Genomic DNA, 21,238 nt, shown 5'->3' with positions numbered 1-21,238 from the left:
GTTCCCCGCGCCCCTAGAGGGGCGCCAGCCCCAGCGTCCGCTTCAAGAAGTCCAGCTGGAGCAGCAGCAGGTTCTCCGCCACCTGTTCCTGTGGGGTCATGTGGGTCACGCCCGACAGCGGGAGGACTTCGTGGGGGCGCCCCGCGGCCAGGAGGGCGCTGGACAGCCGCAGCGAGTGGGCGACCACCACGTTGTCGTCCGCCAGGCCGTGGATGATCATCATCGGGCGGTGGGGTTCGGCCGCATCGACCAGGCCCGCGTCGTCGATCACCGAGTTGCGGCGGTAGACCTCCGGCTGCTGGCCGGGGTGGCCGAGGTAGCGCTCCTGGTAGTGGGTGTCGTACAGGCGCAGGTCGGTCACCGGGGCGCCGACCACCGCCGCGTGGAAGACGTCCGGGCGGCGCAGGGCCGCGAGGGCGGCGAGGTAACCGCCGAAGGACCAGCCGCGGACGGCCACCTTGGTCAGGTCGAGCGGGAAGTCGGCGGCGAGTGCCTGGAGGGCGTCGACCTGGTCCTGGAGGACGATCGCCGCGACGTCGTCCTTGATGGACTTCTCCCAGGCGGGGGAGCGGCCCGGGGTGCCGCGGCCGTCGGCGACGATCACCGCGAAGCCCTGGTCGGCGAACCACTGGGAGGTCAGGTGGGCGTTGTGTGCGGCCACCACCCGCTGGCCGTGCGGACCACCGTAGGGGTCGAGCAGAACCGGAAGGAGAGTGTCCCCGTGGTAGTCCCGTGGCATAAGCACGGCGCACGGAATTCGGCGTGCGCCCCCCTCGATGAGCGTCACGCGCGGGGACAAACCGGGGTCTTCGGCGTACGAGGTGACAGTCGCCAAGTGCTTCCCGTCGCGCAGTACCTGGGTGCGGCTGCCCGGCCGGTCCAGTGTGGCGGAGACCAGTACGGTCACGCCTCCGGCGCGCACCGCCGTGTGCACGCCGGGCTCCTGCGACACGCGCTCCACGCCGAGCTCGTTCACCCGGTAGACGTGCACCTCGCCGGTCTCGGGGGACTCGGCCTCCTCGCCGGCGGACGCGGAAACCAGCACGTCATCGGCGGTCACGTCGAGCACCGCACGGATGTGCAACTGGGGTCCGGTGAGCGGTCGTTCACCTACCGCGAGGACCCGGGCGCCGCCCTCGTCGGCGATCCGGACCAGCTGTCCGGAGGGGCTCCAGCAGGGCACTCCGCCGAACAGTTCAAGCCATGTTGGATCTTCGTCGGCGTGCACCATCCGGGTCGCTCCCGACCCCGGGTCCACGGCCAGGAACAGCTGGCTGCGCTGGTCGCGCGCTTGGACGAGCAGCAGCGGGGCACCCGCCTCTGACCAGTGCACATGGGCCAGGTACGGGTAGCGCTCCCGGTCCCAGGAGACCTCGGTGCGCTCCCCGCCGAGACCGTGGACGAACAGGCGTACGTCCGCGTTCTCGGTGCCCGCCGCCGGGTAGGCGACATGATGTGGCTCACGCTCCGGGTGGGCGGGGTCGGCGATCCACCACCGCCGTACCGGCGTGTCGTCCACGCGCGCGACGAGCAGCCGGTCGGACTCCGGCGACCACCAGAAGCCGCGGGTGCGGCTCATCTCCTCGGCCGCGATGAACTCGGCCAATCCGTAGGTGACCTGATCCGACTCCGGCTCCGCGAGCGCCCGGTCGCCCTCGCCCTCGGCGCCCACCACGCGCAGGGCGCCCTCCACGACGTACGCGACATGGCGGCCGTCGGGGGACGGGCGAGGGTCGATCACCGGCCCGGGGACGGTGAGTTCGCGTGCCGTGCCGGCCCTGAGCTCGGCCGTGAAAAGCCGCCCTGACAAGGCGAAAGACGCCAACTCCAGGGCCGCGTCCGTGGCGTAGCCGACGATGCCGGCACCGCCCTCACGGCTGCGTTCGCGACGGGCCCGCTCCTCGGGCGAGAGGTTCTCCTCGGCTCCGCCGAGCAGGGCGCGGGGGTCCGCCGCGAGGCGCTCCCCGCCGCTCGGCAGATCGAGAACCCAGAGGGAGTTTGCGCGGTCGGTGCCGGATCCGGAGCGCAGAAACGCCACGCGGGAGCCGTCGGGGGCCACGGTGAACGCGCGCGGCGCGCCGAGCGTGAAACGCAGCGTGCGGGCGTGCCGGCGGGGGAATGAGACAGCCTCGGTCGTCATGCCCCGACCATATTGGCCATGCGCCCCCTTGTGCGGCCGTGCGCCGAGCGATGCGCGAGCACGCATAGTTATGATCACTACCGCTAGGTGGGTATGAACCTGCTGGCTTGCGCAGGGAATTGCTGTACCGATCTACAACCCCCATAGTCCGAACCCCCCGCGTCCCTGGGATCTTTGGAGGTGAGCCGCCGTGGCACTCTCGATTTCGGCGGTGGTGCTGCTGGCGATCATCGTCTTCTTGTTGATCAAGAAGTCGGGTCTGAAGGGTGGTCATGCCGTGGTGTGCATGCTGCTCGGGTTCTATCTCGCCTCCTCGACCGTCGCACCGACGATCAGCGACCTGACGACCAACGTCGCCAGCATGATCGGCAGCATCAAGTTCTGACAGCGGTCACTTTTCGCACCGGTCGACCCGGGCTGCGCGGCACTGCCGGTGCCGTTTCGTAGGGTGGGCACATGACGGAACTGCCCTCCCGGCGTCTCCTGCTCGTGCACGCGCACCCGGACGACGAGTCGATCAACAACGGCGCCACCATGGCCCGCTACGCGGCCCAGGGTGTCCATGTGACGCTGGTCACCTGCACCCTGGGTGAGGGCGGAGAGGTCATCCCGTCCGAGCTGAGGCATCTCACCGGTGCCGCGCTGGGGGAGTACCGGTTCGGCGAGCTCGCGTCCGCCATGCGCGAGCTCGGCGTCGGCGACTTCCGGCTGCTCGGCGGCCCCGGCCGCTACCGCGACTCCGGAATGATGGGCCTGCCCGACAACGGCGTGCCCGGCTGCTTCTGGCAGGCCGACGTCGACGAGGCCGCCGGGCACCTGGCCGAGGTGATCCTGGAGACGCGCCCCCAGGTCCTCGTCACCTACGACGACAACGGCGGGTACGGCCACCCGGACCACATCCAGGCCCACCGTGTCGCCATGAGAGCCGTCGAGCTCGCCGCCGAGGCCGGCCACCGCGTCCCCAAGGTCTACTGGAACCGAGTCCCGCGCACCGTTGCCGAGGCCGCCTTCGCCCGCCTCCAGGACGACCTGCCGGGGCTGCCCTTCGCCAAGTCCGCCACCCTCGACGACGTGCCGGGCGTGGTCGAGGACCGCCGGGTCACCACCGAGATCGACGGCGCCGCGTACGCCGACGCGAAGACCGCCGCGATGGCCGCCCACGCCACCCAGATCGAGGTGGCGCCGCACGGCGCCCGCTACTTCGCGCTCTCCAACGAGCTGGCGCAGCCCGTGTTCACCACGGAGTACTACGAGTTGGCGGGCGGCGAGCCCGGCGCCGCGCGCGAGACCGATCTCTTCGCGGGCCTCGGGGAGGCGTCATGAGTTCCGACGACCGCGGGTCTGTGCTCGCGCAACCGTTGCAGGCACCCTCGGCCGGACGGGCCGTGGCCCTCCTCGGACTGGTCGTGCTGGGGGCCGTGGCCGGCCTCGCCGGGGCCCTCGTCCAGGCCGGCTGGTTCCCGGGCGGGCTGTTGCTCGCCCTGGCCGGCGCCGCCGGACTCTTCCTCGGCGGGGCCCGGGCCGTGGCGAGCCGCTCCGGGGCCGTCGCACCCGCGTTCGGCTGGGTCGTCGCCGTCATCTTCCTCACGGCCAGCAGGCCGGAAGGTGACTTCCTGTTCGGCGCGGGAGGCGGCTCGTACCTCTTCCTGCTCGGCGGCATGGCGCTGGCTGTGATCTGCGCCACAATGGGTTTCGGGCGGCAACCTCAGGCGGACGACGCCCGACTTGGCAAGTGACGTACCACTTCGCCGTGGGGCGCCCGTGCGAGTCCGGTGTGGGTTTCCCAAGCGGTCATGGGATAAGCGTCAGAAGTGGCCAGTATGGTGGTGCGCGCCGCCGAACCGCCCGAGCAAGGTCGTCACGGGCGGTGGAGCCAACCGGGAGAACCTGCCTTGAGTCGTGAAACTGACACTCCGTCCTCCGGGCCCAACGGGCGCGGTGGATCCGCATACCCCTCGGGCACACCGCCGTACGGGACCCCCATGGCTTCCGACGACGCCACGGACGCGGCCGGTCCGGCCGCGCAGCCGGAGGAACGCAAGACCGAGACCACGCTGACGACCCGGATCCGGATCAACATCCCCGGCTCCCGGCCGATTCCGCCCGTGGTCGTCCGTACCCCCGTCGCGGACGCCGAGGGCGCAGCGGCCGGTGCCGCGGCCGGCGTCGGCGGCCCGGGGGAGGAGACGGGCAGGCACGCGCGACCTGCGGGTACCACGATGTCCACCGGCACCGTCGAACTGCCCGCCGCCGAGCCGGCGCCCGCGCCGGGGGCCGAGGGGAAGGGCAACGACTGGTTCGCGCCACGCAAGTCCGGCCCGGCCAAGGGCGGTCCGCGCGGCGGCGCCGCCAACGGCGCCGCGGCGCCCGCCGGTTCGCCCGGCGCGGCACCGAACGGTCCGACGCCGACCAGCCAGGCGCCCGGCGGTCAGGCGCCCGGCGGCCCGGCGGCCCAGGGCGGTGCGCGTGCGGGCGGCGGCCGACCGGGCGGTGTGGTCGGCTCCATGAACGTGTCCGGCGCGTCCCGTCCCGGCGCGACCAACGGCGCGGGGCTGCCCGCGGGCGCGACCGGCGGCCCGGTGGCCCCCGGCCACGGTGGCGGCACCGGCTCCTTCGACGTGACCGAGGCGCTCGCCGCGGGACCGCTCGGCGGCTCCCGGGGCGGTGCGAAGGGCGGCGGCGACAACCGCCGCGACGACCTGCCCTACTTCTCCGACAACGGCGGCCACAACGGCGCCCAAGCCGGTCCCGGCGCCCCCGGCGGCGGCCCGGCCGGTCCCGGTGGCCCCAGCGGCTTCAACGGGCCGGGCGGTCCCGGCGGCCTCGGCGGCCCGCAGGGCCCGGCAGGACCCACCGGCGGCCCGGTCACCGGCGACGGCGCGTTCGTCCCGTCGGCGGGCGGCGGCGAGTCCTTCGGTGGCCAGGGCGGCCCGGCGGGCGGGGCCTTCAACGGCGGTGAGCGATTCGGCACCCCGAACGGCCCCGCGGGTCCCGGCGGTCCCGCCGGCGGCCCTGGCGGTCCCGGTGGCCCCCGCGCTCGTACCGCCCAGGCCCGGCCCGGCGCCGCGCACCCCGCCCCCGCCGGTGCCGGCCTCCCCGGCGGTGGCCTGAGCGACGACACCGCGATCCTCACCCCGCAGAAGCCCGCCCCCGAGCCCGGCATGCCCGGCTACGGCGCCCCGGCGGACAACGTCTCCGGACACACCGTCACCAGCGGCATCCCGGTCGTGCCGCCGGGCGCCAACTCCCCGTTCGCGCCGGGCGCCCCCGGCACCGGACCGCTGCCGCACACGCCGCCGAAGCTGCCCGAACCGGTCTCGCCGCCCGCGGCCGAGGGCAAGGGCAAGGGCAAGGCGAAGGCCAAGAAGAAGCGCGGCAAGCTGCCGCTGCTCGGCGGTGTCGTGGTGGTCGCAGGCGTCGGCGTCTACGGCGCCGGGCTGCTCATGAACCACTCCGACGTGCCCAAGGGCACCACCGTGCTCGGTGTCGACATCGGCGGCGGCACCCGTGACGACGCGGTCAAGAAGCTCGACGACGTGTTCGGCACGCGGGTGAACAAGCCGCTGAAGCTGTCCGTCGGCGGCAAGACCGTCTCGCTGCCGCCGGACCAGGCGGGCCTGCAGTTCGACATGCAGAACACCGTCGAGGCGGCCGCCAAGAGCGACTACAACCCGGTCTCCGTGGTCGGCTCCCTGTTCGGCCAGAAGCGGGTCGTCGACCCCGTCATGCCGGTGGACGAGGAGAAGCTCCAGGCCGCCCTCAAGGACCTCGGCGGCGGCTCCGGCTCGGTGACCGAGGGCACCATCAAGTTCACCTCCGGCAAGGCGGTCGCGGTCTACGGCAAGGCGGGCAAGGGCATCGACGCGGCCGCCTCCACCAAGGCGGTCGAGCAGGCGTACAAGACGTTGGTGGAGACCGGCACCGCCTCCCCGGTGAACGTGCCGACGACCACCGTGCAGCCGACGGTCTCCAACGCGGAGGTCGACCGCGAGATGAAGGCGTTCGCGGAGCCGGCGATGTCGAACAAGGTTTACGTGCAGACGGATGCGGCGCACAGCATCCCGTTCGGCGCCCTGTCACTGCCGAAGATCCTCGGCTTCAAGGCGATAGACGGCAAGCTGGTGGAGACGTACAACCTCAAGGCCCTCAAGGACGCGTACGGCAGTACCTTCGACGGTGTGCTGATCACCCGCGCCACGGGACAGAAGACGGCTGTCACCCCGCAGGACGTCGCCTCCGCACTGCGCAAGGCCCTGGTCGGCAAGACGGCGGCGGAGCGCATCGGCGTCATCGCCACCAACCCGAACTGACGCAGGCCCCAGAGGGGGGCGCCCGGTACCCACCGGGCGCCCCCCTCTCGGCATGTCGGGCCCTGTTCATGACATCTGTCATGCGGCTCTCCGGACGCCCGACACTGCCCCCGGCCAGGGGCTCGCGGCCAGCATGGACGCATGACAACGACAGCGGCGACGACGGGCACCGGGACCCCGGTGGTGGTCGGATTCGACCAAGTGAGCAAGATCTACGGGAACGTGCGGGCGGTCGACGGACTCTCGCTGCGGCTGCACCCGGGGGAGACCGTGGCCCTGCTCGGGCCCAACGGCGCGGGCAAGTCGACCACGCTCGACCTGCTGCTCGGCCTCAAGCACGCCGACGCCGGCACGGTCAGCGTCTTCGGCCTGAGCCCGCGGGAGGCCATCGTCGCCGGACGAGTGGGCGCGATGCTGCAGAGCGGCGGCCTGATGGACGAGGTCACCGTCCAGGAACTGGTCAAGCTGGCCTGCGAGCTGCACCCGAAGCCGTACCGGGTCACCGACGTCCTCGCCCGCGCCGGCATCTCGCAGATCGCCGGCCGCAAGGTCAACAAGCTCTCCGGCGGCCAGGCCCAGCGGGTCCGCTTCGCCCTCGCCACCGCCGGTGACAGCGACCTGATCGTCCTGGACGAGCCGACCACCGGCATGGACGTCTCCGCCCGCCAGGCCTTCTGGGCCACCATGCGCGAACAGGCCGACCAGGGGCGGACCGTGCTGTTCGCCACGCACTACCTGGAAGAGGCCGACGCCGTCGCCGACCGGGTGCTGGTGCTGCACCGGGGCCGGCTGCTGGCCGACGGGACGGCCGCCGAGATCAAGGCCAAGGCGGGAGCGAGAAGGATCTCCTTCGACCTGGAGGGCGAGATCGACGAGGCGCCGCTGCGGGCGCTTCCCTTCCTCACCGCCGTCACTGTGTCGAAAAGCGGCTCCGCCGCGGGGAGCGGCCAGACCGTCCGGATGCAGTCGTCCGACGCCGACGCCACCGTCCACGCCCTGTACGGCCTCGGCGTCTACCCCCGCAACCTCGAAGTCGCCGGGCTCGGACTGGAGCAGGCGTTCGTCGCCATCACGGAGGCCGAAGAGGCCAAGGAGGTCACGCAGTCGTGAACGCCCTGATCAAGCTGGAGCTCGCCCGCGCCCTGCGCAACCGCAAGTTCCTGTTCTTCTCGGTGATCTACCCGTCGATCATCTTCCTGCTGGTCGCCGGCCAAGGCGGCGGCAACCAGAGCGTCGACGACTCCGGGCTGTCCGTCGCCGCCTACGTCATGGTCTCCATGGCCTCCTTCGGCGCCCTCACCGCCGTCCTGATGGGCAACAGCGAACGCATCGCCAAGGAGCGCGAGAGCGGCTGGGTACGGCAGCTGCGGCTGACCACCCTGCCGGGGCGCGGCTACGTCCTCGCCAAGACCGCCGGCGCCGCCGTCGTCAGCCTGCCGTCCATCGTGGTCGTCTTCCTGGTCGCCGCGTCCGTGAAGCACGTACGTCTGGAGGCCTGGCAGTGGCTCGCGCTCACCGGCGCGATCTGGGCCGGCAGCCTGGTCTTCGCCGCCCTCGGCGTCGCCATCGGGTACCTCGCCTCCGGGGACGCGGTCCGCCCGATCACGATGATCACCTACTTCGGCCTGTCGATCCTCGGCGGCCTGTGGTGGCCGTCCTCCTCCTTCCCGGCCTGGCTCCAGGACATCGCGAAGTGGCTGCCCACGCACGCGTACGCTGCGCTGGGACGGGCCATCGAGCAGAGCCAGGCCCCGAAAGCCCAGGACATCGCCATCCTCGTCGTCTTCTTCGCCCTCTTCACCGGCGGCGCGGCCTGGCTGTACCGGAAGGACACGCTGAAGGCGTGAGCACGATGACAGAAGACCCGCGGCCCGACGAGGAAGCGAGGGCGGACCGGCTGGAGGGAACCGGACAGCCGCCCCGCACCCGGGGCGCGACGCTGCGCAAGCTGGTGTGGGTGCTGCCCTGGCTGGTCTTCCTCGCGTCCCCGGCGAACGACCTGGCCTCCGGCCACCACACCACCGGGGCCACGGCGGCCGGCTGGGCGGGCCTGACGGCCTTCGTCGCGATCTACCTGGTCACCGTCTTCCGTTCCATCGGCCGGCCCTTCCTCGGCTGGACCGTCATCGTGGCGGTCGTCGTGGAGTGGACGCTCGCCATCGTCCTGGCCTGCACCCTCGGCGGCTCCTGGTTCGGCCTGTTCGTGTACCTCTCCGTGATGTGCGGAGTGACCCTCCCGCTGCGGGTCGCCTACTGGACGATCCCGGTGACCACCGCCGCCATGATGCTGGCGGGCTGGTACGTGCACGACGTGGGGGAGGCCTGGAGCCTGTTCCTGGTGGTGCTCATGGTCGGCTACGCCATGACCGGCGTACGGCAGCTCGTCGCCACCACCGTCGAACTGCGCAAGGCCCGTGCCACCGTCGCCCACCTGGCCGCCAACGAGGAGCGGCTGCGCCTCGCCCGCGACCTGCACGATCTGCTGGGGCACTCTCTTTCGTTGATCACGCTGAAGAGCGAGCTGGCCGGCCGGATGCTCCCCGACCACCCCGACAAGGCGGCCCAGCAGGTCGTCGACATCGAACAGGTCAGCCGCCAGGCCCTGGTGGACGTCCGCGAGGCCGTCACCGGCTACCGGCGGCCCCGGCTCGCCGCCGAACTGGCCGGCGCCCAGGTGGCCCTGACCGCCGCCGCGGTCACCGCCGAGGTCCCGGCCGACCCCGACCTGACCGGCGTACCCGACGAGGGCGAGGCGGCCCTCGCGTGGGCGCTGCGGGAGGCGATCACCAACGTCGTGCGGCACAGCGGCGCGAGCGCCTGCACGGTGGAGCTGCTGCGCCGGCAGACCCTGGACGGGCCGGTCCTCGAACTCGCCGTGGAGGACAACGGTTCGGGCGGTTCCGGCAAGGGCCCCGGCAACGGGCTCACCGGGCTCACCGAACGTCTGGAGAAGACGGGCGGCACGCTGGAGGCGGGCCGTGTGAAGCGCGGTTTCCGGCTGGTCGCCCGGGTCCCGCTCGGCTCCGGCGTGGCCGTAGGATCCGGGGCATGAGCAGCACGATCAAGGTCCTCCTCGCCGAGGACCAGTCGATGGTCCGCGAGGCGCTGGCCGCCCTGCTTGGCCTGGAGGACGACATCGAGGTCGTGGCCCAGGTCGCCCGCGGCGACGAGGTGCTGGCCGCCGCTCGGGCGAACGCCGTCGACGTGGCCCTGCTCGACATCGAGATGCCGGGCTGCACGGGCATCGAGGCGGCGGCGCGCCTGCACGCGGCGCTGCCCGCCGTGAAGCTGGTCGTCCTCACCACCTTCGGGCGGCCCGGCTATCTGCGCAGCGCGATGGAGGCGGGCGCCGACGCGTTCCTGGTCAAGGACGCCCCCGCCGCCCAGCTCGCCGCGGCCGTCCGCAAGGTCCTGGCCGGCGAACGCGTCATCGACCCCACCCTCGCGGCAGCTGCCCTCGCCGAGGGCGCCAACCCCCTCACCGACCGCGAGCGCGAGATCCTTCGCGCGGCGGCCGACGGCTCCACGAACGCGGAACTGGCGGCCGCCCTGCACCTTTCGCAGGGAACGGTACGCAACTACCTCTCGACGGCGATCCAGAAACTGGCGGTGCGCAACAGAGCGGAAGCGGTCCGGATCGCGCGGGAGAAGGGCTGGCTGTAGGGAGCGGTGCCTGCCCGGTGCCGGGCGGTGCAGCCGGCCAAGGGGCGCGGGGAACTGCGCGATCAGCCCCTCCTCGGCCGCAGCCGCGACACGGCACTCACCCGTACGGCGAACCGGCGAACGGCCCGCCCACCCCCTCAGTTGAGACGGGCCCGAGCCGCCCGCGCCTCCCCCCGCACCTTCTCCGCCGCGCTCTCGTCGACCACGTCGATCAGCCCCGCGTACTGCTCCAGCTCCTCGGCCCCGTCGACGAAGTCGCCCCGCTCCACCAGCAACCGCGCCCGCTCGTAGCGCAGCCGGGCCGGATGCGAGGGCAGCAGCAGGGACAGGTCCACCGCCCACAGTCCCACGTCCGACCGCTCCGGGCGGGCCGCGGCCCACGCCCGTACGTTGTTGAGGATCCGCCGTACGACGTCCAGCGCATCGGCGGGCTGCAGCATCGCCGGCTCCAGCGGCACCCCCGCCGCCCCCACCACCAGCAGCTCCGCGTCGGCTCCGGTCAGCACCCGCCCCCCGTCGAACGGATCGGCCAGCACCTGCTCCTCCGCCGCCCCGAACCCGACCACGAAGTGCCCCGGCAGCGCGACCCCGTACACCGGCGCCCCCGCCCGCCGCGTGACCTCCAGCCACACCACGGACAGCAGGATCGGCAGCCCGCGCCGCCGCCGCAGCACCTCGTGCAGCAGCGAGGACTCCAGCCGCTGGTACTCCGCGGCGGTGCCCCGGAAGCCGAACCGTTCGCCCAGCACCCGCTGCGCCGCCGTCGCCCACGCGTGCGGACCGCCCGGCCGGTACGGCAGCTGCCCGGCCAGCCGGTCCAGTTCCATCTGCGCCGCGTCGATCCCGGCCTCGTCCAGCGAGCCGTCGGCGACCGCGCCCAGCAGCAGGCACAGCGTCGCCAGATCGGGCCGCTCGGACCGTGCCTCCTCGGCGAACCGCCGCCGTACCTCGGCGGCCCGTGCCGGTGACGGCGGACGCGGATGTGGATGCGGCTGACCGGAAGCCATAGCTGTTTCGTGCCCCTTCGGAATGATCGCTACCGCCTCGGCTCCGGATTCAGGAGCCGTCCGCCTCCGGCGCCCGGTAGTGGTGGTACGCGTGATGCGCCGCGAAGCCCCCCCGCCGGTACAGCGCCCGCGCCCCCTCGTTGCCGGTCTCCACCTGAAGCCAGGCCGCCGACGCGCCCTCCTCAAGCGCCCGGTGCGCCAGCGCGGCCATGACCTCGGTGGCCAGCCCCCGCCGTCGCAGCCCCGGATCCACCTCGACGGCGGCGAACCCGGCCCACCTGCCGTCCACCACCAGCCGCCCGATGGCCGCGGGGGCGGCTCCCGCGGCCGTGCCGGGCACGGTCGCGAACCACACCGACGGCCCCGCCCCCAGTACCTGCAACGCGACCTCGCTCACGCCCTTGCGCCGGTACCGTGCCAGCCAGTCCTCGCCGGCCCGCCGGGAGAGCACCACACCGGCCCCCGCGGCCCGGTCGGCGACCGGCGCCAGCCCCCCGGTCCACAGCTCGGCGCTCACCTCACGCACCCATCCGCGCCGCTCCAGCTCCGCGCCCAGCGGCTCCTGCGTGCCCTGGGCACCGGTCGCGGTCTGCACGTACGCGGGCAGCCCCCGCTCGCCGTACCACCGCCGTACGGCCGCCAGCGCCGCGTCGAGCGGCAGCCCCGGGTCACCGAGCGGCAGGACACTGTTCGCCCGCCGCGTGTACCCCGCGGCCGCGCGCAGCTCCCACTCGCCGAGCCGCTCGCTCTCCACCGGCCGCCAGCCCCGCGAGGCGACCCGCGCGAGCTCCCCGTACGTGGCCGCGGGCCCCCGGCGGCGCGCCGGAGCGGCCGGCACGACTTTCGCCGCGACCAGCGCGGACTGCGGTATCCGGACGATCTCACCGTCCCGCCGTGCGATCGTCAGCATGCCGTCGTCCCATGATGTGAGAACACCCACCGTGTCGGTGAACTTCTGCGCGGCGGCACCATTTCCCGTCAGACGGCGCACCGATACTCGTTTGCCCACGTCAGCAGCGGTGATACGGACCTCGAAGCGTCCTGCGGCAGAGATTTCCACTGGTCAGTTCACCCCTCCTGTTCGGATCATGCCCAGGAACGGAGATACTAGGGGCGGGCATCGACGACGCCGCGCTCCCGCGCGCCAGGCGGCGGAGCCTACGGAGGCCCGCCAGCGCCCAATCGAGGAGGAACGACAGCGTGACCTACGTCATCGCGCAGCCTTGTGTCGACGTGAAGGACAAGGCGTGCATCGAGGAGTGCCCGGTCGACTGCATCTACGAGGGCCAGCGGTCCTTGTACATCCACCCGGACGAATGCGTCGACTGCGGAGCCTGTGAGCCGGTCTGCCCGGTCGAGGCGATCTTCTACGAGGACGACACTCCGGAGGAGTGGAAGGACTACTACAAGGCCAACGTCGAGTTCTTCGACGACCTCGGCTCCCCGGGCGGCGCCAGCAAGCTGGGCCTGATCGAGCGGGACCACCCGTTCATCGCCGCGCTGCCCCCGCAGGCCGAGTAGTCCGCACCGGCGGCCCGCCGCAACACCGTGCCGCCTCGGTCCCGTACGGCCTGATCATGCCCGATCGGCGCCGTACGGGGCCGAGGCGTTTGCCGTACCGGCCGCGGTCGGCTGTACCGGTCGTACTGGTCGTACCGGCTGTACCGGCCGTACCGAAGAAAGTGAGCAAGCAACCGTGTCCGCAGTCTCCGACCGTCTGCCCGCCTTCCCCTGGGACAAGCTGGAACCGTACAAGAAGACGGCAGCGGCGCACCCGGACGGCATCGTCGACCTGTCGGTCGGCACTCCGGTGGACCCGGTCCCCGACCTGATCCAGAAGGCCCTGATCGACGCGGCCGACTCGCCCGGCTACCCCACGGTCTGGGGCACCCCGGCGCTGCGCGACGCGATCACCGGCTGGGTCTCCCGCCGCCTCGGCGCCCGGGACGTGACCCACCGCCACGTCCTTCCGATCGTCGGCTCCAAGGAACTCGTCGCCTGGCTCCCCACCCAGCTCGGCCTCGGCCCCGGTGACCGGGTCGCCTACCCGCGCCTCGCCTACCCCACCTACGAGGTCGGCGCCCGCCTCGCCCGCGCCGACCACGAGGTCTACGACGACCCGCGCGACCTGGACCCGGCCGGGCTGAAGCTCCTCTGGCTGAACTCCCCGTCCAACCCGACCGGCGAGGTCCTCCCGAAGCAGGAGCTCACGGAGATCGTCGCCTGGGCCCGCGCCCACGGCGTCCTGGTCTTCTCCGACGAGTGCTACCTGGAACTCGGCTGGGAGGCCGACCCGGTCTCGGTCCTGCACCCGGACGTCAACGGCGGCTCGTACGACGGCATCGTGGCGGTCCACTCCCTCTCCAAGCGCTCCAACCTGGCCGGCTACCGCGCCGCCTTCCTGGCCGGCGATCCGGCGGTCCTCGGCCCGCTCCTGGAGATCCGCAAGCACGGCGGCATGATGACGTCGGCCCCGACCCAGGCGGCGGCGGTGGCGGCCCTCTCCGACGACACCCACGTCCGGGAACAGCGGGAGCGGTACGCGTCCCGTCGTACGGCCCTCAGGGCGGCCCTCCTCTCCCACGGCTTCCGCATCGAACACAGCGAGGCGAGCCTCTACCTGTGGGCGACGAGGGACGAGTCCTGCTGGCGGACGGTGGCCCACCTGGCGGACCTGGGCATCCTGGTGGCCCCCGGCGACTTCTACGGCGAGGCGGGCGAGAAGTTCGTACGCGTGGCCCTGACGGCGACGGACGAGCGCGTCCGGGCAGCGGTGGCACGGCTGACCTGAGGGGAGACGCGGTTCTCCTGAAGCCGGTCCAGCCGGAGCGCCCCGTCGGGAGCGCGAGGCCCTGACATCTGCGGCTCCGCCGCGTGATCGCGACCGGCCCCCACCGGCGGGCAGCCGAAGCACAACGAAAGGGACCCGGGGAAAACCCCGGGTCCCTTCTCACCTCACCGGCCGGACGTCACCGGCGTGACGGCGTCAGCTCCCGATGGGGAGCCCCTTGACGGGCAGCCCGCCCTTGGCGAGCCCGTCCGTCGGCAGCCCGCCCTTCGTCGCGGTGGACGCCGTGTCACCCAGCAGCCCACCGGCGGAGCCCACCGTGTCGCCCGCGGTGCGCTGCACCACCGGGGCCACCTTCTTGACGGCCTTGCCGCCGGTCTTGCCCGCGGCCGGCACCGCCGACTCGACGGCCTTGCCGCCGGTGTGGCCGACGGCCCCGGTGACGGTCTGCGCCGCACCGTCGGCGGTGTTGCCGACGTTCGCCCCGTCCAGGGCGGTCAGACCGCCGAGGTTCGGGGTGGCCGGCAGACTCGGGGCCGCGCTGGCGGAGCCGGCCGCACCGACCCCGGCAGCCGCTCCCGCTGCGACGAGCAGCGCGGCACGGGCGATCCGGCGGGTCAGAGGGAGGGACATGATGCTCCATTCGACGGGAGGGAACGTGATCGCCGTGACTACCGCTCGAAACCCCCGAAGGTTGCGGAGACCCAAGGTAAAGAATTGATAACGCATCGCATTATCAGGTGTGTCGGAAAACGGGCAAACGGGTTCCTGCCGGTCGTTTCGCAGAATCCTTACGTCCCCGTGCTCCCAGGGGATTTGGCGCATGCATGAGTGACCGTGCGAAAACGTGCGCACCCCGCGCATTCGAGTCCTGGTCGACCCTCCGGAGGGAACTCCCGAACTACTGTCCGGTCACGATCCGTACCGCGCCCGCGGACCTCTCCGCACCGCCCGTGCCCTGGGCGTCGGACACCGGCTGCCACTGGCTGTCGGTGCTCCCGGCCGCCCACTCCCGGCCCGCGTACGACACCCGCTGGATGTGCAGCGCCGACGAGTTGGCCACCGCCCAGTGCGCCAGCTGCCAGCCGCGCTCGCGCTCGGTGCGCCCCGACCTGTCGGTCTTCTTCCCCTCCGGCACCGGCACCGTCACGGTCCGCCCGTGCGCCGTGGCCGTCACGCTGGGAGTGGGGGTCGGCGTGGCCGACCGGCCCACCTCGGCGCCGGCCTCCTCGACCGCGTCCCGCCCGAAGTCCCGTACCAGCGCGGTCCGTACCGCGTCCGGACCCGTCACCGCCGCCTCGGTGCCGGCCGCCGGGCGCCCGTCGCACGTCAGCGTGGCCGCCGCCTGCCCGGTCAGGGCCGCCGCGAGCAGCGATGCGTCCGTCTCGTGCTTGGCGTACGCCTCCGGGTAGCCGCTGCGCTGGACGCGCTGCGCGGCCACCGTCAGCGGCAGGGTCTCGTAGTCGGGCACCTTGGCCAGGTGGGCGTAGAACATGCCCGCCGCGTACGCCGGGTCCAGGATCTGCTTCGCGGTGCCCCAGCCCTGCGAGGGCCGCTGCTGGAACAGGCCCAGCGAATCCCGGTCGCCGTGCCTGATGTTGAGCAGGCCCGACTCCTGGATCGCGGTCGCCAGCGCGATGGCCACCGCCCGCTCGGGCATGCCGCGGCCGGTGCCGACGGCGGCGATTGTCGCCGCGTTCACCGCCTGCTCGGGCGTGAACTGGTACGACTCGTCGTCGCTTCGGCCCGAGACGACCTGGCAGCCCTCGGCGCCACCGCCGCCGGTGACGTACTGGACGACCAGATAGGCCGCGACGGCGCACAGGATGAGCAGGCCCGACACGAAACGCAGGACACGGCCGCGTCGCTTGGGGCGGATGGGGGACGGCTCTGACACGCGTACAACATACTGGAGGGTACGAGCCGCTCACCCCCCGGTCCGAAAGCCTGTGAACCCTCTCACGGGATCGCCCGCGCTAGGGTCGAGGCCATGGCCGACACCTCGCTTGACCTCACGCTGGACGCCGCCGCGCTCACCGCGCGGCTCGTCGACCTCCCCTCCGAGAGCGGCACCGAGAAGCCCCTGGCGGACGCGATCGAGAGCGCGCTGCGCGCCCTGCCGCACCTGACGGTCGACCGGTACGGCAACAACGTGATCGCCCGGACGAACCTCGGCCGTCCCGAGCGGGTGATCCTGGCCGGCCACATCGACACCGTCCCCGTCGCGGAGAACCTGCCCTCCCGACTCGACGCGGACGGCGTGCTGTGGGGCTGCGGCACCTGCGACATGAAGTCGGGCGTCGCCGTCCAGCTGCGCATCGCGGCCACCGTCCCCGCCCCCAACCGCGACCTGACCTTCGTCTTCTACGACAACGAGGAGGTCGCCGCCGACCTCAACGGCCTCAAGCACGTCGCCGAGGCCCACCCCGAATGGCTGGCCGGCGACTTCGCGGTGCTGCTCGAACCCTCGGACGGCGAGGTCGAGGGGGGCTGCCAGGGCACCCTGCGCGTCCTGCTGAAGACCTCGGGCGAGCGGGCCCACTCGGCGCGCTCCTGGATGGGCTCCAACGCCATCCACGCGGCCGCCCCGATCCTCGCCCGCCTCGCCGCCTACGAGCCCCGCTACCCGGTCATCGACGGTCTGGAGTACCGCGAGGGCCTCAATGCGGTCGGCATCTCGGGCGGGGTGGCCGGCAACGTCATCCCCGACGCCTGCGTGGTCACCGTCAACTTCCGGTACGCGCCCGACCGTTCCGAGGCCGAGGCCATCGCCCACGTCCGCGAGGTCTTCGCCGGCTGCGGGGTCGAGGAGTTCGTGGTCGACGACCACAGTCCCGGCGCGCTGCCCGGCCTCTCCCACCCGGCCGCGGCCGCCTTCATCGAGGCGGTCGGCGGCACGCCGATGCCCAAGTACGGCTGGACCGACGTCTCCCGGTTCTCGTCCCTCGGGGTCCCCGCGGTCAACTACGGTCCCGGCAACCCGCACTTGGCACACAAGCGGGACGAAAGGGTGGAAACCGGAAAGATCCTGGCGGGCGAGGAGCGGCTGCGCGACTGGCTGACCAGCTGAGCGCACGACGGCGCTGCGCGCCCGACATGCCGACGTCCCGCGCCTGTAACCCGCGCGGATCTACGCTGAACCAGATACACCTGCAAGCGGAGGGAGCGCGTATATGCCTACCGGGAACCCCGAGGGGAAGAAGGTGCCGCCGGACGAGCAGCGCCTGGGACCGGTCCTCCGACGGCGCGGCCAGGTGACCGCGAGCACGACGGACCAGCGGCTCCTGGACGCGGGCGGCCCCTCCGACTGGGTCCACACGGACCCCTGGCGGGTGCTGCGCATCCAGTCGGAGTTCATCGAGGGCTTCGGCACGCTCGCCGAACTGCCGCCCGCGATCAGCGTGTTCGGCTCGGCGCGGACGCCGGTCGACTCGGCCGAGTACGACGCGGGCGTGAAGCTCGGCCGGGGCCTGGTCGAGGCCGGCTGGGCCGTGATCACGGGCGGCGGCCCGGGCGCGATGGAGGCGGCCAACAGGGGCGCGCTGGAGGCGGGCGGCGTCTCGGTCGGCCTCGGTATCGAGCTCCCCTTCGAACAGGGCCTCAACCCGTACGTCGACATCGGCCTCAACTTCCGCTACTTCTTCGTGCGGAAGATGATGTTCGTCAAGTACGCACAGGGGTTCGTGGTCCTGCCCGGCGGCCTCGGCACCCTCGACGAACTCTTCGAGGCCCTCACCCTCGTCCAGACCCAGAAGGTCACCCGCTTCCCGATCGTCCTGTTCGGCAGCGAGTACTGGGGCGGCCTGGTGGACTGGCTGAAGAACACCCTGGTCGCCCAGGGCAAGGCGGCCGAGAAGGACCTCCTCCTCTTCCACGTCACGGACGACGTGCAGGAAGCGGTGGGCCTGGTCTCGAAGGAAGCGGCCCGCTAGGACCGCCTGCCGCTCGCCCACCCACCCGACTCGCTCGGCTGCGAAGCCGAGGGCTCTCGTCAGCGCGCCGGCCGGCCGAGCCGGTTCGTGCACTTCTCGACTCACCGAGTCGGTGCTGGGTGGGCGAGGTTTCGGGGGCCTGGGGGCGGAGCCCCCAGGACGCGGCGGCGCGAACCGTCGGCTACGCCAGCCCCCGCCGGGCCACCGCCGGCGGGCGGTGGCCGGCGATCGACGCCACCATGTCCAGCACCTGACGCGTCTCGGCCACCTCATGGACCCGGTACACCCGCGCCCCCAGCCACGCGGACACCGCCGTCGTCGCCAGCGTCCCGATGACCCGCTCCTTCAGCGGCCGGTCCAGGGTCTCGCCCACGAAGTCCTTGTTGGACAGGGAGACCAGCACCGGCCACCCCGTCTCCACCATCTCCCCGAGCCGGCGCGTCGCCTCCAGACTGTGCCGGGTGTTCTTGCCGAAGTCGTGCCCCGGATCGATCAGCACCGACTCCCGCGGCACTCCCAGCGCCACCGCCCGCTCGGCCAGCCCCAGGGTCACCCGCAGAATGTCGGCCACGACGTCGTCGTACGACACCCGGTGCGGCCGCGTCCGGGGCTCGGCCCCGCCCGCGTGCGTGCACACCAGCCCCACCCGGTACCGCGCCGCGACCTCGGCCAGCCCCGGGTCGACCCCGCCCCACGCGTCGTTCAGCAGATCCGCCCCGGCCTCGCAGGCGGCCTCCCCGACCGACGCCCGCCAGGTGTCCACGCTGATCACGACGTCGGGGAAGCGCCTGCGCACCTCCGCGACGAACCCGACGATGCGCCGTGCCTCCTCCTCGGCGGTCACCTCCTCGCCCGGACCGGCCTTCACCCCGCCGATGTCGATGATCGCGGCCCCCTCTGTCACCGCCTGCTCCACGCGGGCGAGGGCCGGCTCGTCGCGGAAGGTCGCCCCCTGGTCGTAGAAGGAGTCCGGCGTCCGGTTCACGATGGCCATGATCACCGGTTCGTTCGGCCCGAATTCCCGCCTGCCCAGCCTGAGCATCGCCTGTGACCTCCCGTAGTGATTCCCTCGGTGCGAGCGCCTGCGACCCTAACTGTCAGACTCGCATGGCACGATCGGACACAGACACATTCGACACCGAGCACACTGAGCACACTGAGCACAACGAGTGCTGCTGCACCGCTTCACCGAGCCTGGGGGCCCACCGCGATGGTCATGTTCCTGTTCCTCGTCGTCGCGCTCGCGGTCGTGGTCGCCGCGGTCACCCTCGCCGTGGTGAGCGGCGGCGAGAGCGGACCGCTGCCGGAGGTGGCGCCCGAGCGGCTCCAGGACCCGCTGCCCCCGGACCGCCCGGTCAGCCGCGCGGACGTGGAGAGCATCCGCTTCCCGCTCGTCCCGCGCGGCTACCGCATGGCGGACGTCGACGACGCGCTCAGCCGTCTCGGCGCCGAACTCGCGGAGCGCGACGCCCGGATCGCCGACCTGGAGTCCGCGCTGGCCGGCGCCCAGGCCGCGCCGCACACCGGGCATGCCCCGCACACCTCGCTGGACAAGCCCGAGCAGGAGGACCGGCCATGAGCGAGACGACCGGCACGGCCGCCGGAGCGGCGGTGGCCGGGCCGGACGGCAGGCTGCGCTGCCCCTGGGCCCTGTCCACCGAGGACTACGTGTCGTACCACGACGAGGAGTGGGGCCGCCCGGTCCACGGCGACGACGCCCTCTACGAACGCCTCAGCCTGGAGGCCTTCCAGTCCGGCCTCTCCTGGATCACGATCCTGCGCCGCCGCCCCGGCTTCCGGGCCGCCTTCGCCGACTTCCACATCCAGAAGGTGGCCGCGTTCACGGACGAGGACCGCGACCGTCTGCTGGCCGACCCCGGCATCATCCGCAACCGGTCGAAGATCGACGCGACGATGGCCAACGCGAAGGTCCTCGCGGAGTGGGCCCCGGGTGAACTGGACACCCTTGTCTGGTCACACGCCCCGGAGCCGGGCACGTACCCGGCCCCCAGGACGCTCGCCGACGTCCTGCCGGTGACCCCCGAATCGACGGCCCTGTCCAAGGCCCTGAAGAAGCGCGGCCTGCGCTTCATCGGCCCGACGACGGCCTACGCCCTCATGCAGGCATGCGGCCTGGTCAACGACCATCTCGAAACCTGCGTGGCCCGAACAACCCCGTAAGGGACAGCGCCCATGAGGGGCGCGGGGCCGCATCGGCATGCGGCTCCGCCGCGCGGGCGCGACCAGCCCCCCAACCCGCGGTTGTCTGCGACGAGAGTCACCGCCCCAAGTACTTCGGCTTCTCCTTGTTCACGAACGCCTGCACGGCGATCCCGTGATCCTCGGAGGCCCCGGCCCGGGCCTGCAGCTCGTCCTCTTTGTCCAGCGTCTCGTCGAGGGAGTGCGTGAGCCCGTAGGCCACCGCCTCCTTCAGCGCCGCGTAAGCCACCGTCGGCCCGTCGGCCAGCTTCCGCGCGGTTTTCTCGCCCTCGGCCCGCAGGTCGGCCGAAGGCACGACCTTGTTGGCGATGCCGAACTCGTACGCGTCCTGCGCACTGATGCTCCGCGGAAAGAGCAGCAGGTCGGCGGCGCGCCCAGGCCCCACCACCCGGGGCAGCGTCCAGGAGACGCCGGAGTCCGCGGTCAGCGCCACCCCCGCGAACGACGTGTTGAAAGCGGCCGTGTCGGCGACCACGCGGTAGTCCGCGGCGAGCGCGAAACCGAGTCCGGCGCCGGCGGCCACCCCGTTCACGGCGGCGACGACCGGCTTCGGCGCCGACATCAACGCCCGCACAATCGGGTTGTAGTGGTCCCGGACCGTCGTCATCGTCTGCCCCGCCCCGGTCTCCCGGTCGGACGCGAGCAGCGTGATGTGCTCCTTGAGGTCCTGCCCCACACAGAACGCCCGGTCCCCGGCGGCGGTCAGCAGGATCGCCCGGACGGCCGGGTCGGCCGCAGCTTCCTGCGCGGCCTCCCGAAGGGCCACCTTCGTCGCGATGTTCAGCGCGTTCATCGCCTCGGGGCGGTTCAGCGTGATCGTCGCGAGCCCGTCGCTCACCTCGTAGAGCACGGTGTCGGTCATGGTGTGTCCCCTCCGTCGTCTCCGTCGTCGCGGCTGACGTACCGCTCAGTACGTCGATGTCCGAAGGACAGCATGGCGGAGATCGTCGCCGGGTGACCCGACCTGGTGTGTGACCTGCGTCAAGAAAACCGGAGCCGACTCGGGCGGCGTAAGGACGCGAGGTGGCGAAGTATCGCAGCCACATCGCCGAATTGAGTGGTTTTGCTCGCGCGCGTTGCCCAAGCGATGCCGACTGATGTTGGTCATCGGGTCCTGAGATGCGGGATAATGGCTTGGAAGCAATGTGTTCGATGCCGGAGTCGCGTGTCCCGCCAGG

At 72.4% G+C, this 21,238-nt stretch carries 21 protein-coding genes; 14 read left to right on the top strand and 7 right to left on the bottom strand.

Annotated elements, in window-relative coordinates:
- Positions 1–13: 13 nt before the first annotated feature.
- Entirely contained in the window at positions 14–2,140 is a 2,127-nt protein-coding gene (locus LQ326_RS10465) for a prolyl oligopeptidase family serine peptidase (RefSeq protein ID WP_234534964.1), read from the bottom strand.
- A gap of 190 nt (positions 2,141–2,330) precedes the next feature.
- Here LQ326_RS10465 and LQ326_RS10460 point away from each other — a divergent pair, with 190 nt between their 5' ends.
- The 8 genes from LQ326_RS10460 (at position 2,331) to LQ326_RS10425 (ending at position 10,113) form a co-directional block, all read left to right on the top strand.
- Positions 2,331–2,525, top strand: a complete 195-nt coding sequence (locus LQ326_RS10460) for a hypothetical protein (protein WP_046733847.1) — start codon at positions 2,331–2,333, stop codon at positions 2,523–2,525.
- Positions 2,526–2,596: 71 nt separating this feature from the next.
- Positions 2,597–3,463 carry an N-acetyl-1-D-myo-inositol-2-amino-2-deoxy-alpha-D-glucopyranoside deacetylase gene (mshB, locus tag LQ326_RS10455; RefSeq protein WP_234534961.1) on the top strand — a complete coding sequence of 289 codons (867 nt, stop codon included), beginning with the start codon at positions 2,597–2,599 and terminating at the stop codon, positions 3,461–3,463.
- Complete coding sequence (locus tag LQ326_RS10450) at positions 3,460–3,876, top strand: DUF6113 family protein (RefSeq protein WP_234534960.1); 417 nt, start codon at positions 3,460–3,462, stop codon at positions 3,874–3,876. Before mshB ends, LQ326_RS10450 begins: the two co-directional genes overlap by 4 nt.
- A 156-nt stretch (positions 3,877–4,032) precedes the next feature.
- Complete coding sequence (locus LQ326_RS10445) at positions 4,033–6,450, top strand: hypothetical protein (protein ID WP_234534958.1); 2,418 nt, start codon at positions 4,033–4,035, stop codon at positions 6,448–6,450.
- Between the two features lie 141 nt (positions 6,451–6,591).
- The gene (locus tag LQ326_RS10440) at positions 6,592–7,560 is read left to right on the top strand and encodes an ABC transporter ATP-binding protein (RefSeq protein ID WP_234534956.1); all 969 of its coding nucleotides are present in this window, start codon (positions 6,592–6,594) and stop codon (positions 7,558–7,560) included.
- Positions 7,557–8,297 (top strand): ABC transporter permease, encoded by a 741-nt coding sequence (locus LQ326_RS10435; protein ID WP_234534954.1) that lies wholly within the window; start codon positions 7,557–7,559, stop codon positions 8,295–8,297. Before LQ326_RS10440 ends, LQ326_RS10435 begins: the two co-directional genes overlap by 4 nt.
- Positions 8,294–9,502 (top strand): sensor histidine kinase, encoded by a 1,209-nt coding sequence (locus LQ326_RS10430; protein ID WP_372496801.1) that lies wholly within the window; start codon positions 8,294–8,296, stop codon positions 9,500–9,502. Before LQ326_RS10435 ends, LQ326_RS10430 begins: the two co-directional genes overlap by 4 nt.
- The gene (locus LQ326_RS10425; protein WP_234534952.1) at positions 9,499–10,113 is read left to right on the top strand and encodes a response regulator transcription factor; all 615 of its coding nucleotides are present in this window, start codon (positions 9,499–9,501) and stop codon (positions 10,111–10,113) included. The genes LQ326_RS10430 and LQ326_RS10425 overlap by 4 nt, the downstream gene beginning before the upstream one ends.
- 137 nt (positions 10,114–10,250) lie before the next feature.
- Here LQ326_RS10425 and LQ326_RS10420 read toward each other — a convergent pair whose 3' ends face one another.
- Together LQ326_RS10420 and LQ326_RS10415 are read right to left on the bottom strand one after the other, a co-directional pair.
- Positions 10,251–11,120: a transglutaminase-like and tetratricopeptide repeat-containing protein gene (locus LQ326_RS10420; protein ID WP_234534951.1), complete on the bottom strand. Its 870-nt coding sequence runs from the start codon at positions 11,118–11,120 to the stop codon at positions 10,251–10,253.
- A 49-nt stretch (positions 11,121–11,169) separates the two neighbouring features.
- The gene (locus LQ326_RS10415) at positions 11,170–12,180 is read right to left on the bottom strand and encodes a GNAT family N-acetyltransferase (protein ID WP_234534949.1); all 1,011 of its coding nucleotides are present in this window, start codon (positions 12,178–12,180) and stop codon (positions 11,170–11,172) included.
- Positions 12,181–12,320: 140 nt separating this feature from the next.
- On the opposite strand from LQ326_RS10415, the gene fdxA reads away from it, so the two are divergent.
- Positions 12,321–12,641 (top strand): ferredoxin, encoded by a 321-nt coding sequence (gene fdxA, locus LQ326_RS10410; protein WP_089098949.1) that lies wholly within the window; start codon positions 12,321–12,323, stop codon positions 12,639–12,641.
- Between the two features lie 175 nt (positions 12,642–12,816).
- Positions 12,817–13,911 carry a bifunctional succinyldiaminopimelate transaminase/glutamate-prephenate aminotransferase gene (locus LQ326_RS10405; protein ID WP_234534947.1) on the top strand — a complete coding sequence of 365 codons (1,095 nt, stop codon included), beginning with the start codon at positions 12,817–12,819 and terminating at the stop codon, positions 13,909–13,911.
- A 195-nt stretch (positions 13,912–14,106) separates the two neighbouring features.
- Here LQ326_RS10405 and LQ326_RS10400 read toward each other — a convergent pair whose 3' ends face one another.
- Entirely contained in the window at positions 14,107–14,541 is a 435-nt protein-coding gene (locus LQ326_RS10400) for an ATP-binding protein (protein WP_234534946.1), read from the bottom strand.
- Positions 14,542–14,809: 268 nt separating this feature from the next.
- Positions 14,810–15,805: a VldE C-terminal domain-containing protein gene (locus LQ326_RS10395; protein ID WP_234534945.1), complete on the bottom strand. Its 996-nt coding sequence runs from the start codon at positions 15,803–15,805 to the stop codon at positions 14,810–14,812.
- A gap of 93 nt (positions 15,806–15,898) precedes the next feature.
- Here LQ326_RS10395 and dapE point away from each other — a divergent pair, with 93 nt between their 5' ends.
- Both dapE and LQ326_RS10385 read left to right on the top strand, forming a co-directional pair.
- On the top strand, positions 15,899–16,978 hold the full coding sequence (dapE, locus tag LQ326_RS10390; protein WP_234534943.1) for a succinyl-diaminopimelate desuccinylase: 1,080 nt from the start codon (positions 15,899–15,901) through the stop codon (positions 16,976–16,978).
- Positions 16,979–17,081: 103 nt separating this feature from the next.
- Positions 17,082–17,840, top strand: coding sequence for an LOG family protein (locus LQ326_RS10385; protein WP_181807681.1), 759 nt, complete (start codon positions 17,082–17,084; stop codon positions 17,838–17,840).
- Positions 17,841–18,021: 181 nt separating this feature from the next.
- Here the strand turns inward: LQ326_RS10385 and folP are convergent, their stop codons facing one another.
- Complete coding sequence (gene folP / locus LQ326_RS10380; RefSeq protein WP_181807680.1) at positions 18,022–18,882, bottom strand: dihydropteroate synthase; 861 nt, start codon at positions 18,880–18,882, stop codon at positions 18,022–18,024.
- 168 nt (positions 18,883–19,050) lie between these two features.
- Between folP and LQ326_RS10375 the strand changes: the two genes are divergently transcribed.
- Both LQ326_RS10375 and LQ326_RS10370 read left to right on the top strand, forming a co-directional pair.
- Positions 19,051–19,419, top strand: a complete 369-nt coding sequence (locus LQ326_RS10375) for a DivIVA domain-containing protein (protein WP_234534941.1) — start codon at positions 19,051–19,053, stop codon at positions 19,417–19,419.
- Positions 19,416–20,021: a DNA-3-methyladenine glycosylase I gene (locus tag LQ326_RS10370; protein ID WP_234534939.1), complete on the top strand. Its 606-nt coding sequence runs from the start codon at positions 19,416–19,418 to the stop codon at positions 20,019–20,021. Before LQ326_RS10375 ends, LQ326_RS10370 begins: the two co-directional genes overlap by 4 nt.
- A 97-nt stretch (positions 20,022–20,118) precedes the next feature.
- Here LQ326_RS10370 and chcB read toward each other — a convergent pair whose 3' ends face one another.
- Positions 20,119–20,922: a 2-cyclohexenylcarbonyl CoA isomerase gene (gene chcB, locus LQ326_RS10365; RefSeq protein ID WP_234534938.1), complete on the bottom strand. Its 804-nt coding sequence runs from the start codon at positions 20,920–20,922 to the stop codon at positions 20,119–20,121.
- Between the last annotated feature and the right edge of the window lie 316 nt (positions 20,923–21,238).

Origin of the sequence: Streptomyces shenzhenensis (genome assembly GCF_021462265.1) — a bacterium.
Lineage (GTDB): Bacteria > Actinomycetota > Actinomycetes > Streptomycetales > Streptomycetaceae > Streptomyces > Streptomyces shenzhenensis.
This window is presented reverse-complemented; position numbering and strand designations above follow the sequence as displayed.